The sequence below is a fragment of the Pseudarthrobacter sp. AG30 genome (assembly GCF_003116525.1).
Classification (GTDB): Bacteria; Actinomycetota; Actinomycetes; order Actinomycetales; family Micrococcaceae; genus Arthrobacter.
Genome location: NZ_QEHL01000026.1, coordinates 15,089 through 26,963 on the forward strand (window position 1 = coordinate 15,089; position 11,875 = coordinate 26,963).

An 11,875-nucleotide genomic window follows, 5' to 3' on the forward strand; every position below is an offset into this window, starting at 1 on the left:
GCACGGGCCGGCACCGCAATGCAGGGTGCGCCGGGGTGCCGTCAGCGCGCGGCGATCGCGGCGGCACCCGCGGCAGCGAATTCGGCGATTCGTTCCCGGGGAGTCGCATGGCTCACCAGGGCCTCGCCCACCAGTATGGCGTTGGCGCCGTTTGCGGCGTAATGCGTGACGTCCTCGGCGTCGCGGACGCCCGATTCGGCGACCACCACTGCGTCGCCCGGGATCAGGCCCGCCAAGGAGGCGAAGACTGAACGGTCGACGTCGAGCGTCTTCAGATTGCGCACGTTGACGCCGATGATCCGGGCGTTCGCCGCCACGGCGCGCTCGATTTCCTCTTCGGTGTGGGTCTCCACGAGCACGTTCATGCCCAGTTCGGCGCTGAGGGCGCTGAACTCGGTGAGTTGGGCGTCGGAGAGTGCGGCAACGATCAGCAGGATGAGGTCGGCGCCGTGGGCACGGGCCTCCCAGACCTGGTACTCGTCAAGCGTGAAGTCCTTGCGGAGCAGCGGGACGTCGACGGCGGCGCGCACGGCGTCAAGGTCGGCGAGGGATCCGTTGAAGCGGCGCTGTTCGGTGAGGACACTGATGACGGACGCGCCACCGTCGGCGTACTGCCTGGCCAGCGACGCCGGATCCCCGATGCTGGCCAGGTCGCCCTTGGAGGGGCTGCGGCGCTTGATTTCCGCGATGACTTTCAGCTGTTCCCGGGTTGCGGAGGTGCCGCCGAGGGCCGCCCATGCGTCGCGTGCGGGCGCGGCGGCCTGGGCCCGGTCCTTCAGCTCAGCCAGCGAAACGAGACGCTTCCTGGCCTCCATGTCCTCCCGGACACCGGCGTTGATGTCGTCGAGAACAGTTGCCATCAGTGGCCGGAGTTCTTCAGCTTGCTGCCTTCGACGCCGTAGCCTGCCTTGCGCATGACGTAACCGAGGATCAGCCCGATCACCATGACCACGGCTCCGCCGATGAAGATGGGGGTGCTGGCGATGACGAACGCGATGGCTGCGATGAGTGCGCCGACGAGCATGACGATGACGCAGGTCCAGGCGGCCGGGCTGTTGCCGTGGCCAAGTTCCTGGCTGTGGTCAATGACGCCGGGGGCCACCGTGCGGGTGCCGGACGTGGAAGCGGACGCAGGTGCTTTGCTCATGGAAATCTCCTCAGGATGGATACTGCTTACATTCTGCCATTTTTTGGTTGCCGCCCGCGTACCGTCAGGCGTCCCGCCGGTTCCGGCGCCGGCGGCGGCGCCGCTCAGGTGGGGTCGTCGCCGCGCGACAGCCGGTCCCAGCTGTCGATCTCGTCCACGGGTCCGGCCGGAGCCGCCTGCCCGGCTGCGACGGGCGCGTCATATTTGGTGCGCGCCTTCCAGTGCCGGGATGCGGGAATGATCAGCAGGGCGCCCAGGGCCAGCAGGCAGCCGGCGACGACGGCCACTGCCGGGAAAGCAGTGAGTTCAACGTGCGCCTGGCTGCCGGAGACGCCGGTAGCGGTGGCAATCGTTCCCTGCGCCGCTGCCAGCGGGTCCGCAAGGACGGTGGCGGCGGCAGTCACGATGCCGGCCGAGGCAAGGACGATGATGGCGGTGATGACCCACCGGGCGATCCTGCCGGCAATGGACGCTGCCAGCCCGCCGGCCAAGGCCACCAGGGCCAGGGCCGTGACGGTGGTGGCCGCCTTGCTCCCCTGCACGGGCAGGACGCTTTGCGCGGCGCCTGCCTGGTTGGGGTCCAAGGTGGCGGTCATCCACGTCTGGGTGGTGGTGCCGAACGCGGCCAGGGCCAGGAGGGTGATCAGCAGGACCAGCGTGGACTTGCGCGCCCACGCGGGTGTGGTCCGGCCTGCCTTGGCTTTGCCGGCTTTGCCTGCTGTTCCCGCGCTGCCGGCAGCCACTCCGGAGTCAGCCATCAGGACTCCGTCCGGCCGGGAAGGGATTCCGCGGAGATGTTGTGCAGGGAACCGGCAGTGTGGACCGCGCGCAGCGGGGCGGCGGCCTTGTTGACGGTTTCGAGGGCCTCCGTGGGGTTCACGGAGTCGGCCACGATGCCGCCGCCGGCCTGGACGTAGGCCCGGCCTTCGCGGATCAGCGCGGACCTGATGGCGATGGCCATGTCCATGTCGCCGGCGAAATCGAGGTAGCCCACCACGCCGCCGTAGATGCCGCGGCGGTGCGGTTCGAGTTCGTCCAGCAGGCGCAGCGCCCGGGGCTTGGGCGCGCCGGAGAGGGTGCCGGCCGGGAACGTCGCTTTCAGGACGTCGTAGGCCTTGGCCTGCGGTGCCAGCCTGCCCACCACGGTGGACACCAGGTGCATGATGTGGCTGAAGCGCTCCACCTCCATGAACTGTGTGACGTCCACGGTGCCGGCCACGCAGACCTTGGAGAGGTCGTTGCGGGAGAGGTCCACCAGCATCAGGTGTTCGGCACGTTCCTTCTGGTCGGCGAGCAGTTCCTCGGCGAGGGCCTTGTCCGCTTCCACTGTCTTCCCGCGGGGACGGGATCCGGCGATCGGGTGGGTGATGACTTCCTCGCCGGTGACCGTGACCAGGGCTTCGGGCGAGGATCCGACGATGGAGTATTCGCGGCCCTCGGCGTCGGCCAGGCTGAAGATGTACATGTAGGGGCTGGGATTGGTGTTGCGCAGGACCCGGTAGACGTCCAGGGCGGACGCGTGGCATTCCATCTCGAACCGTCGCGAAATCACCACTTGGAAGACCTCGCCGTCCACGATGGCTTCCTTGCCGCGGTCCAAGGCGGCCAGGTACTCGGCCTCATCCCAGCGTTCCTGGACGCTGGACGCAAAATCCAGTGCCGCCGGTTCCAGAACGGAGACCGGCTGCGGGACGGGGGCGCTGATCTTGGCCAGGAGTTCCTTTACCCGCGCGACGGCGTCGTGCCAGGCCTCGTCCACGCGCTCGGAGCTGTTGTCGAAGTTGATGGCGTTGGCAATGAGCAGGACCGTGCCGTCAACGTTGTCGTGCACGGCCATGTCGGTGACCAGGTTCAGGGCCATCTCCGGCAGCTGCAGGTCGTCCTCGGGCGGGCTGACCAGCCGCTCCCAGTGCCGGACGGTTTCCCAGCCCAGGAACCCCACCAGGCCGGAAGTGAAGGGCGGGAGCCCCTCGAAGCGGTCGGTGCGCAGCGCGTCGATGGTGTCGCGTACGGCGTCGACGGGGCTGCCGCTGACGGGGACGCCGGCGGGCGGCTCGCCCAGCCAGTGGGCCTGTCCGTCCTTGGTGGTCAGGGTGGCGCGGGACCGGGCACCGATGAAGGAGTAGCGGGACCAGGCGCCGCCAACGGCCGCGGATTCCATCAGGAACGTTCCGGGCTGGCCCTGCGCCAGCTTGCGGTACAGGCCGATGGGTGTTTCGGCGTCGGCCAGTACCTTGAGCCTGACGGGGATGACCCGGCTGTGGCCGGCGAGTTCCCGGAATTCCTCAAGGCTTGGGCTGATGGTTCCAAGGTCCTGCATGGCTATGCTTGTCCGCCTGTTCTTCTGAAGGGCCGGCCGCGCCGGACACCTTGAGTGTGCTTGCTGGGTTGGCCGCGGCCGGCTGGGACGCCGTGGCCCGGCAGCCGGTCCGGCCTAGCGTGCGTGGCCTGTGACGACGGTGAGGTCCCTGCCGTCGAAGCAGGTGCGGGTGCCGGTGTGGCAGGCGGCACCGACCTGGTCGACGCGCACCAGGAGTGCATCGCCGTCGCAGTCCAGTGCAACCGACTTGACCCACTGGACGTGGCCGGAAGTGTCGCCCTTGCGCCAATACTCCTGGCGGGACCGCGAGTAGAACGTGACGCGTCCGGTGGTCATGGTCCGGCGCAGTGCCTCGTCATCCATCCAACCGAGCATCAGGACCTCGTTCGTGTCGAACTGCTGGACCACCGCTGCCACCAGGCCGGCGGCATCGCGCTTGAGCGCGGCTGCCACGTCCTCGGGAAGCGGTCCGGAGCCGGGTGTTGCCGGGTCGGATTCAGCGGACGACGACGGTACCTGGGATCCGTTGGATCCAGCGGTTGGGGCGGGGGTTGGCTGCTCAGACATCGGGTCAAGTCTAGTGCCTTTGGCGGCCGCCCTCCCGATGTGAACAACGGCACGCCACCGGGCGGTGGGATGCTGCCCAACTTCGCGGCTCTCGTGCTAGTTTCACAAGTGATGCATTTCGTCGAACCGTCCCGAGAAGTCCTGGCCGAGACCCTGCTTGCGGCCGGCCCTGATGCGCCCACGCTGTGCAAGGGCTGGCGCACCAGGGACCTTGCCGCGCACCTCTACCTGCGGGAGCGCAAGGCCGCCGTCGGGCTCGGTTTGATCATCAAGCGACTGGCCAAGGCCTCCGACCAGGCCACTGCCAAGCTTGCGGCCAAGCTGACCACCACCGAGGACTACGCCCGGCTGGTCAACACCTTCCGTGCCGGGCCGCCGGCCCTTTCGCCGATGAGCATCAAAGCCCTGGACGAAAGCGCCAACCTGATCGAGTACTTCGTGCACACCGAGGACGTCCGCCGGGCAGTGGACCGGTGGGCGCCGCGGGCCCTGGACGAGGCGTACTCTGATGCGCTCTGGGACGAACTGGTCAAGCGTGCCGCCATCCTGTACCGCGGCGTGGACCTCGGCATCGTGCTGGTCCGTCCGTCCGGTCCCCGCCACGTCGCCAAGCGGGCGCCTGTCTCCGTGGCCATCGTGGGCGAGCCGGGCGAACTGCTGATGCACGCCCACGGCCGCACGCGCCACGCCCTGGTCACCTTCGAAGGCCAGCCGGACGCCGTCGCCCTCCTGCAGTCAGCCGAAGTAGGCCTCTGACCGAAACTGGCTCGCAGTTGTTGCCGTTAAGAGCGTTCATAACGACAACAGCTGCGAGCCAGTCGGGTTAACGGACTTCGAAGCCGGCGTCCCGGATGGCGTCCTTGACCTGGGACATCATGTCGTCCGGGCCCCAGTGGAAAATTGACGCCGCCAGCACGGCATCCGCGCCGGCAGCAACCGCCGGCGGGAAGTGTGCGGGCTCCCCTGCGCCGCCGGAGGCGATGATCGGCACCCTGACGGCGGCCCGGACCAGCTTGATGAGTTCGAGGTCGAAGCCGTCCTTGGTGCCGTCGGCGTCGATGGAGTTGAGGAGGATCTCCCCCACGCCGCGGTCGGCGGCTTCCTTCGCCCACGCGATGGCGTCAATCCCGGTCCCGGTGCGGCCGCCGTGGGTGGTCACTTCGAATCCCGACGGCGTGGGCCGGGACCCCGGGCGGGTGCGGCGGGCGTCGACGGACAGAACGAGCACCTGGGATCCGAAGTGGCGGGTGATTTCGTCGATGACGTCCGGCCGCGCCACGGCAGCGGTGTTGATGGAGGCCTTGTCGGCGCCGTACCGGAGGAGTTTGTCCACCTCGGCGACGCCCCGGACGCCGCCGCCGACGGTGAGCGGGATGAAGACTTCCTCGGCGGTGCGGCGGACCACGTCGAAGGTGGTCTCGCGGTTTCCGGAGGAGGCCGTGACATCGAGGAAGGTCAGTTCGTCGGCGCCGGCATTGTCGTACCGGTGGGCCAGTTCCACGGGGTCACCGGCGTCGCGGAGGCCCTCGAAGTTGACGCCCTTGACGACGCGTCCGGCGTCGACATCGAGGCAGGGAATGACGCGTACTGCTACTGCCATGGGAACTCCTGGATATTCAGTGCTGCTGAGGGTCGCCGGTGGTCAGATGCGGCAGGCGTGGATGCTGCTGACCAGGATGGCGCGGGCGCCGAGGTCGTACAGTTCATCCATGATCCGGTTGGTTTCCTTCTTGGGAACCATGGACCGTACAGCGACCCAGTCCGAGTCCCGGAGCGGCGAGACCGTGGGCGATTCCAGGCCGGGGGTCAGGCCTGCGGCCTTTTCCACGAGTTCCTTGCGGATGTCGTAGTCCATCAGCACGTACTGGCGGGCCACCAAGACACCCTGGAGGCGCCGGATGAGCACCTCGATTTCCTTGGCGGTGCCGTTCGCCGCGCCGCCATTGCCGGTGCGCCGGATCAGGACGGCTTCGGACTTCAGGATGGGCTCGCCGAAAATTTCCATGCCGGCGGCCTTGAGGGTGTTCCCGGTCTCCACGACGTCGGCGATGGCATCCGCGACGCCAAGCCGGACGGAAGACTCAACGGCGCCGTCGAGCCTGACCACCTTGGCGTTGATGCCCCGTTCGGCGAGGTAGTTGCGCAGGAGTCCGTCGTAGCTGGTGGCCAGTCGCTTGCCTTCGAGCTCTGCGGCAGAGCTGAAGTCGCCCACCGGACCGGCAAAGCGGAAGGTGGAGGCGGCGAACCCAAGCGGGAGCAACTCCTCGGCTTCCACCTCGGCGTCCAGAAGGAGGTCGCGGCCGGTGATGCCGACGTCGAGCGTTCCCCGGCCGACGTAGACCGCGATGTCGCGGGGGCGGAGGAAGAAGAACTCGATGTCGTTGTCCGGGTCCACCATGACCAGTTCGCGGCTGTCGCGGCGTTGGCGGTATCCGGCTTCGGAGAGCATGGCGGAGGCGGCTTCTGACAGGGAGCCCTTATTGGGGACGGCTACTCGCAGCATGGGAAATTCTTTCTGGGGTGGAAGGTCTGGATTTTCAGGCAAATGAAGGCCACAGCAGGGCCGGCGGCAGGCGCCGAACCAGTGGCTACAGATGCTTGTAGACGTCTTCCAGGGTCAGGCCTTTGGCGAGCATCAGAACCTGCAGGTGGTACAAAAGCTGGGAAATTTCCTCTGCCGCGGCTTCATCGGATTCATATTCGGCAGCCATCCATACTTCGGCTGCTTCCTCAACGACTTTCTTGCCGATGCCGTGAACACCGGACTCCAATTCTGCGACGGTGCGGGAGCCTTCCGGACGGGTGGCTGCCTTCTCGCTGAGCTCAGCGAACAGCGTCTCGAAATTCTTCACGCCCTCCAGCCTACTTGCTGCGGCCGCACGGGCGCTTCCCGGGCCGTTGCATGACGGGCGCGATGTGAGCGAATACACACCGCGCCCGTCACGTGGACATCGGAGTTATGCGTACTGTTTCAGGACCACGGCCGTGGCCAGGGCAGCGGTGACCGCCTCATGCCCCTTGTCTTCCTTGGAGCCGGGAAGTCCTGCGCGGTCCAGCCCCTGCTGTTCGTTGTCGCAGGTGAGCACGCCGAAGCCCACCGGCACCCCGGTGGAAACGCTGACGTCGGTGAGGCCCGACGTCGCGGCCTGGCAGACGTAGTCAAAGTGCGGCGTTCCACCGCGGATCACGACGCCGAGGGCCACCACGGCGTCGAAATGCGGGGCCAGGCGTGCGGCGGCCACCGGCAGCTCGAAACTGCCGGGAACGCGCAGGACGGTGGGTTCGCTGATGCCTGCGTCCTTCGCGGCCCGCAGGGCGCCGTCCAGGAGGCCGTCCATGATCTGCGTGTGCCAGCTGGCTGCCACGATGGCGAGCTTCAGCTGCGAAGTCTCGGCCGGGTTGAGGGTGCTGAGGTCGATGTCGGGGGCGCCGTGTCCGCTCATGGGTGTGTCGTGTTCCGTTCAGTCTTGTTCGTGGTCGTAAGGGGATTCGGGGGCCGGTACGGGCACCGGTGCCACGCTGGTGTCCAGCAGGAGCCGGTGCTCCATCCGGTCCTTCTTGGTGCGCAGGTACCGGATGTTCTGTTCGCGGGAGGGGACCTCGGTGGGGACCATTTCCACCACCTTGACGCCGGCCTGGGCCAGCCTGTTCTGCTTGTCCGGGTTGTTGCTCAGCAGCCGGACCTCGTGCAGGCCCATTTCGGCGAGGATCTGGGCAGCGGCCTTGTAGCACCGCGCGTCAACCGGCAGGCCCAGCTGTTCGTTGGCTTCCACGGTGTCGAAGCCCGCTTCCTGCAGCGCGTAGGCCTTGATCTTGTTGGCGAGGCCGATGCCCCGGCCTTCCTGCCCGCGCAGGTAGAGCAGGGTGCCGCCGTTGTCGCGGATCAGTTCCAGCGCGAAGGCAAGCTGTTCCCCGCAGTCGCACCGGTAGGAACCGAAGACGTCGCCGGTGAGGCACTCGGAGTGCAGCCGTACCAGGGGTGCCTTGCCGTCAGTGGGCGCGTTGGGCGAGCTCACGGCCAGGTGCTCCACACCGGTGAGGACGTCGGTCCAGGCCTGGGCAACGAAGTCCCCGAAGGCGGTGGGCAGTTGCACAATGGGACCTCCGCTGACGGGGTAGGTCCCGGCACCGGGTACCGAGTGGTGGTCCCTGTGGCCGTCCTGGTGGCTGTCGTCTCTGGCTGCCGATGCCGTCATGGCTTCTCCTTCTCTTCGCCCGGCGTGACCCGGACCTTCTCGCGCTGGGTTCCCCCGGCCCCGGCTTCAAGATACGCCACCAGGTCCTCGATCGAGATCAGCGGGCACCCATGGTCGGCCGCAAAAGTCCTGAGGCCGTCCAGGCGCATCATTTCACCGTCGTCATACACTACTTCCGCGATCACCCCGACAGGCTCCAGGCCGGCAAGGCGGCACAAGTCCACCGCGGCCTCGGTGTGGCCCTGGCGTTCCCGCACACCTCCCTCAACCGCACGAAGCGGGAAAATATGCCCCGGCCGGGTCACAGAGGCCGGAACCGCGTGCGGGTCCGCCAGGACGCGGGCCGTCAAGGCACGGTCCGTCGCGGAAATTCCCGTGCTCACGCCGGTGGCCGCGTCGCAGGAGACCGTGTAGGCGGTGCCCTTCGCGTCCTGGTTGACGGCCGTCATCGGGGGAAGCTCCAGGGCATCGGCCCGGGCACCCGTCAGCGGCACGCAGATTACGCCCGAGCTGTAGCGGATGGTCCAGCCCATCAGCGCCGGTGTGGCGTGCTGGGCCGCGAAGATGATGTCGCCTTCGTTCTCGCGGTCCTCATTGTCCACCACCAGCACCGGCCGGCCGGCGGCCATGGCGCGCACAGCGTCCTCGATCGGGTCCAGGCCTTTGCCCGGCGCCTGGGCCACCGGCTGGCCGGTGGCCGGGTCTCCGGCGACGGGCGTGTCCAGGTGTACCGCGGCGTTCACCGTGCACCTCCAGCGGTGGCAGCCTCGCCGGCACCGGCCGCGGAGGCCGGTTCGCGGAAGGCCAGCAGCCGTTCGGTGTACTTGGCCAGCACGTCGACTTCCAGATTCACCCGGCTGCCGGTGTGCTTGGTGCCCAGGCCGGTCTCAGCCAGCGTCGTGGGAATGAGGCCTACCTCAAACCAGGGTTCCTGCTCGGACGCGGGGCTGACGGCAGTAACCGTGAGGGAAACGCCGTCGATGGCGATGGAGCCTTTTTCTGCAATGTAGCGGGCCAGGTTGGCGGGAACGCCGAAGCGCAGCCGCTCCCAGTTGCCTTGGGCTTCCCTTTCCAGCAGGACACCTACGCCGTCCACATGGCCTTGCACCACATGCCCGTCCAGGCGGCCGCCGGCGGGGACGCAGCGTTCCAGGTTGACGGAGTCGCCGGCAGCGAGTTCGCCGATGGTACTCCGGAGCAGTGTTTCGCCCATGACGTCGACGCTGAACTCCTTGCCGTCAATGGCGGTGGCCGTGAGGCAGACCCCGTTGACGGCGATCGAACCGCCAAGTGCCAGGCCCTCCGTGGACCCGGGTGCGTGGAGCCGGACGGTGGCGCTGGTGTCGCCGTCGCGCTCAACGGACAGCACCTGCCCCTGCTCGGCGATAATTCCGGTGAACATCAGCGGCCTCCCTGGGCTTGCTCCGCGGTACCGCGGGTTGGTTGGTGGTCCAGTGCAACTCTGCGTTGCGGTCTTAGGTGAAGTCTCAGGTCCCGGCCGAGCGTCCGCACGGCGCCGCCGTCGGACTGGTCCCATTCCCATTGCTGGGCGTCGGCAAGGGTGGTGATGCCCAGCCCGTCCAGGGCCGGGGTGCCCGAGCCCAGCAAAGTGGGGGCGAGGTACATGATCAGTTCATCCACGAGCCCGGCCGAGAGGAATGAGCTGAGGATCCGTGATCCTCCCTCCACCATGATGTGGCGGACGCCTGCGTCGTACAGCATGGACAGGGCTTCGGCGGGGTCGCGGGTGGGCAGGTGGACGGCCAGGCCGTCATCGCCGCGGATTGCTGCGTCGTCGGGAATGTCCCGGAGCCCCATGACGGCCCGTACGGGCTGTTTGGCGGCCAGCCCACCGGAGGGGTTTCGGGCGGTCAGGCGCGGGTTGTCCACCAGCACGGTCTGCGTGCCCACCAGGATGGCATCGATGCGTCCGCGGATCCCGTGGTTGTCCGCCAGCGATTCCGGGCTGGAGATCCACTGGCTGGTGCCGTCTTCGGCAGCGATCCTGGCGTCCAGGGTTTGTGCGATGTGCAGCGTGACGAAGGGCCGCTTGGCCGCGACGGCCTCAAACCATTGCCGGTTCAGGTCCAGCGCTTCCTCGGCGCCGAGGCCGCTGCGGACACTTACCCCGGCGGCGCGGAGGGTGGCTGCTCCCCCGGCGGCAGGGTCATGGGGGTCGTCGATGGCGTAGACCACGTCGGTGATCCCCGCGGCGATGATCGCTTCCGTGCACGGCCCGGTGCGGCCCACGTGGTTGCAGGGTTCGAGCGTGACCACCATGGTGCAGCCGGAGAGGTCCATGCCGACGGCGGCAGCCTGGGCTATGGCGTCGGCTTCGGCGTGGGCGGTGCCGGCACCGCGGTGGTGGCCGGTGACCAGGTGGCGGCCGTCGGGGCCGATGACGACGGCACCCACCAACGGATTGGCGCCGCGCGGACCCCGCAGGGCTGCCTCGAGGGCTTCCTCCATGGCCCGGATTTCATCCGTGCTGAAGGCTGTGACTACTCCGGCGGCTGGTTTCAGTTCAACTGCACCGCTCATGCGGCGGCCGTCGGGGAGTTGGTGCCTGCCGTGGAAGCAGCAGGACTTGTGGCGTTGAAGAGCCATCGCTGGGGGTTCATTCGTGTCGTTCCTTCCCTCTCGAACCGCGATGGCTCCGGGGATATACGACAGCAGAACGCTGCGGAGCACAAAGGCCCGCAGATACAGCTGTACGTGCTTCTCTCATCCAGACTTTAACTGTCGGTACCGGAATTCCACCGGTTCAACCGTCTGCCGGGTCCCTGTGGAAAGGGCACCGGCTCGCGGGTCGCGGACTGTCACCGCCGGTTCGGACTTACACCGACCCCGGAGCACGTATGTGTGTTGTTATTGTGCCACAACCGGCAGGGGCAGCCGGTTATTCCGTCGTCGCACGTAACGTCCGGCTGGCCTTTGCACGGAGCAGCTCGATGGCTGCGGCCGGATCCTCCGCACCGTAGACCGCGGAGCCGGCGACGAAGACGTTGGCGCCGGCTTCGGCGGCGCGGGCGATGGTGTCCTCCGAAATACCGCCGTCCACCTGGATGGCGACTCCCAGTCCCGAACCGTCCACCGCTTCCCGGGCCCTGCGGATCTTGGGCAGCGTGATATCCAGGAAAGCCTGGCCGCCGAAGCCCGGCTCCACGGTCATGATCAGCAGCATGTCCAGTTCCGGCAGCATGTCCAGGTACGGTTCAACCGCCGTGGCCGGCCGCAAGGCCATCCCGGCCTTGGCGCCCCTGCTGCGCAGTTCCCGCGCGAGCTTGATGGGGGCGATGGAGGCCTCGGCGTGGAAGGTGACCGAGGCGAGCCCGGCGTCGGCGAACCCGGGCGCCCAGCGGTCGGCATCGGCAATCATCAGGTGCGCATCCAGCGGAACGGGGCTGACCGCCTGGATCCGCTGCACGACCGGCAGCCCAAGGGTGAGGTTGGGGACGAAGTGGTTGTCCATCACGTCCACGTGCACGGCGTCGGCGTTGCTGATCCGCTGGAGTTCGGCCTCAAGGTTGACGAAGTCGGCGGAGAGGATGCTCGGGTTGATGCAGCATTGCGCCACGGAAGTGCCTTTCGCTGAAGGTGTGGGGGTGTTGCCGGGAGTGTCACTGCCCTGGCAGGGACACTCCC

The 11,875-nt window shown here is 67.8% G+C and carries 15 protein-coding genes and 1 riboswitch; of the genes, 1 reads left to right on the forward strand and 14 read right to left on the reverse strand.

Annotation, left to right across the window (positions count from 1 at the left end; all coding sequences use genetic code 11):
* Positions 1-41 precede the first annotated feature (41 nt).
* The 5 genes from trpC to hisI form a co-directional block, all read right to left on the reverse strand.
* A complete protein-coding gene (trpC, locus tag DC347_RS18550) occupies positions 42-860 on the reverse strand; it encodes an indole-3-glycerol phosphate synthase TrpC (RefSeq protein ID WP_109864001.1) in 819 nt (272 codons plus the stop codon).
* Positions 860-1,147, reverse strand: a complete 288-nt coding sequence (locus DC347_RS18555) for an HGxxPAAW family protein (RefSeq protein WP_018761156.1) — start codon at positions 1,145-1,147, stop codon at positions 860-862. Before DC347_RS18555 ends, trpC begins: the two co-directional genes overlap by 1 nt.
* A 104-nt stretch (positions 1,148-1,251) precedes the next feature.
* Positions 1,252-1,905: a Trp biosynthesis-associated membrane protein gene (locus DC347_RS18560; RefSeq protein ID WP_109864002.1), complete on the reverse strand. Its 654-nt coding sequence runs from the start codon at positions 1,903-1,905 to the stop codon at positions 1,252-1,254.
* Positions 1,905-3,467 carry an anthranilate synthase component I gene (locus DC347_RS18565; RefSeq protein ID WP_109864003.1) on the reverse strand — a complete coding sequence of 521 codons (1,563 nt, stop codon included), beginning with the start codon at positions 3,465-3,467 and terminating at the stop codon, positions 1,905-1,907. Before DC347_RS18565 ends, DC347_RS18560 begins: the two co-directional genes overlap by 1 nt.
* Before the next feature lie 114 nt (positions 3,468-3,581).
* On the reverse strand, positions 3,582-4,034 hold the full coding sequence (gene hisI / locus DC347_RS18570; RefSeq protein ID WP_109864004.1) for a phosphoribosyl-AMP cyclohydrolase: 453 nt from the start codon (positions 4,032-4,034) through the stop codon (positions 3,582-3,584).
* 111 nt (positions 4,035-4,145) lie between these two features.
* On the opposite strand from hisI, the gene DC347_RS18575 reads away from it, so the two are divergent.
* Positions 4,146-4,790: a TIGR03085 family metal-binding protein gene (locus DC347_RS18575; RefSeq protein ID WP_026264411.1), complete on the forward strand. Its 645-nt coding sequence runs from the start codon at positions 4,146-4,148 to the stop codon at positions 4,788-4,790.
* 67 nt (positions 4,791-4,857) lie between these two features.
* On the opposite strand, the gene hisF is transcribed toward DC347_RS18575, so the two are convergent.
* The 9 genes from hisF to rpe form a co-directional block, all read right to left on the reverse strand.
* A complete protein-coding gene (hisF, locus tag DC347_RS18580; protein ID WP_109864005.1) occupies positions 4,858-5,634 on the reverse strand; it encodes an imidazole glycerol phosphate synthase subunit HisF in 777 nt (258 codons plus the stop codon).
* Between the two features lie 42 nt (positions 5,635-5,676).
* Positions 5,677-6,537, reverse strand: coding sequence for an ATP phosphoribosyltransferase (gene hisG / locus DC347_RS18585; protein WP_109864006.1), 861 nt, complete (start codon positions 6,535-6,537; stop codon positions 5,677-5,679).
* 85 nt (positions 6,538-6,622) lie between these two features.
* Positions 6,623-6,886 (reverse strand): phosphoribosyl-ATP diphosphatase, encoded by a 264-nt coding sequence (locus DC347_RS18590; protein WP_009358176.1) that lies wholly within the window; start codon positions 6,884-6,886, stop codon positions 6,623-6,625.
* A 105-nt stretch (positions 6,887-6,991) separates the two neighbouring features.
* Positions 6,992-7,477, reverse strand: a complete 486-nt coding sequence (gene ribH, locus DC347_RS18595; protein WP_109864007.1) for a 6,7-dimethyl-8-ribityllumazine synthase — start codon at positions 7,475-7,477, stop codon at positions 6,992-6,994.
* A gap of 18 nt (positions 7,478-7,495) precedes the next feature.
* Entirely contained in the window at positions 7,496-8,230 is a 735-nt protein-coding gene (ribA, locus tag DC347_RS18600; RefSeq protein ID WP_018761148.1) for a GTP cyclohydrolase II, read from the reverse strand.
* A complete protein-coding gene (gene ribB, locus DC347_RS18605; RefSeq protein ID WP_165838079.1) occupies positions 8,227-8,913 on the reverse strand; it encodes a 3,4-dihydroxy-2-butanone-4-phosphate synthase in 687 nt (228 codons plus the stop codon). Before ribB ends, ribA begins: the two co-directional genes overlap by 4 nt.
* A gap of 56 nt (positions 8,914-8,969) precedes the next feature.
* The gene (locus DC347_RS18610) at positions 8,970-9,632 is read right to left on the reverse strand and encodes a riboflavin synthase (protein ID WP_018761146.1); all 663 of its coding nucleotides are present in this window, start codon (positions 9,630-9,632) and stop codon (positions 8,970-8,972) included.
* Positions 9,632-10,771 (reverse strand): bifunctional diaminohydroxyphosphoribosylaminopyrimidine deaminase/5-amino-6-(5-phosphoribosylamino)uracil reductase RibD, encoded by a 1,140-nt coding sequence (ribD, locus tag DC347_RS18615; protein ID WP_109864061.1) that lies wholly within the window; start codon positions 10,769-10,771, stop codon positions 9,632-9,634. Before ribD ends, DC347_RS18610 begins: the two co-directional genes overlap by 1 nt.
* 170 nt (positions 10,772-10,941) lie before the next feature.
* Positions 10,942-11,090, reverse strand: a riboswitch (FMN riboswitch).
* 39 nt (positions 11,091-11,129) lie between these two features.
* Positions 11,130-11,807, reverse strand: coding sequence for a ribulose-phosphate 3-epimerase (gene rpe, locus DC347_RS18620; protein WP_109864009.1), 678 nt, complete (start codon positions 11,805-11,807; stop codon positions 11,130-11,132).
* Positions 11,808-11,875 lie beyond the last annotated feature (68 nt).

Excerpts from the sequence above, each read along its gene's own strand:
- DC347_RS18555 (WP_018761156.1), bottom strand. The coding sequence starts at position 1,147 with ATGAGCAAAGCACCTGCGTCCGCTTCCACGTCCGGCACCCGCACGGTG.
- hisI (WP_109864004.1), bottom strand. The coding sequence starts at position 4,034 with ATGTCTGAGCAGCCAACCCCCGCCCCAACCGCTGGATCCAACGGATCC.
- ribA (WP_018761148.1), bottom strand. The coding sequence starts at position 8,230 with ATGACGGCATCGGCAGCCAGAGACGACAGCCACCAGGACGGCCACAGG.
- DC347_RS18575 (WP_026264411.1), top strand. The coding sequence starts at position 4,146 with ATGCATTTCGTCGAACCGTCCCGAGAAGTCCTGGCCGAGACCCTGCTT.
- hisF (WP_109864005.1), bottom strand. The coding sequence starts at position 5,634 with ATGGCAGTAGCAGTACGCGTCATTCCCTGCCTCGATGTCGACGCCGGA.
- ribD (WP_109864061.1), bottom strand. The coding sequence starts at position 10,771 with ATGAGCGGTGCAGTTGAACTGAAACCAGCCGCCGGAGTAGTCACAGCC.
- DC347_RS18565 (WP_109864003.1), bottom strand. The coding sequence starts at position 3,467 with ATGCAGGACCTTGGAACCATCAGCCCAAGCCTTGAGGAATTCCGGGAA.
- DC347_RS18560 (WP_109864002.1), bottom strand. The coding sequence starts at position 1,905 with ATGGCTGACTCCGGAGTGGCTGCCGGCAGCGCGGGAACAGCAGGCAAA.
- ribH (WP_109864007.1), bottom strand. The coding sequence starts at position 7,477 with ATGAGCGGACACGGCGCCCCCGACATCGACCTCAGCACCCTCAACCCG.
- trpC (WP_109864001.1), bottom strand. The coding sequence starts at position 860 with ATGGCAACTGTTCTCGACGACATCAACGCCGGTGTCCGGGAGGACATG.
- hisG (WP_109864006.1), bottom strand. The coding sequence starts at position 6,537 with ATGCTGCGAGTAGCCGTCCCCAATAAGGGCTCCCTGTCAGAAGCCGCC.
- DC347_RS18610 (WP_018761146.1), bottom strand. The coding sequence starts at position 9,632 with ATGTTCACCGGAATTATCGCCGAGCAGGGGCAGGTGCTGTCCGTTGAG.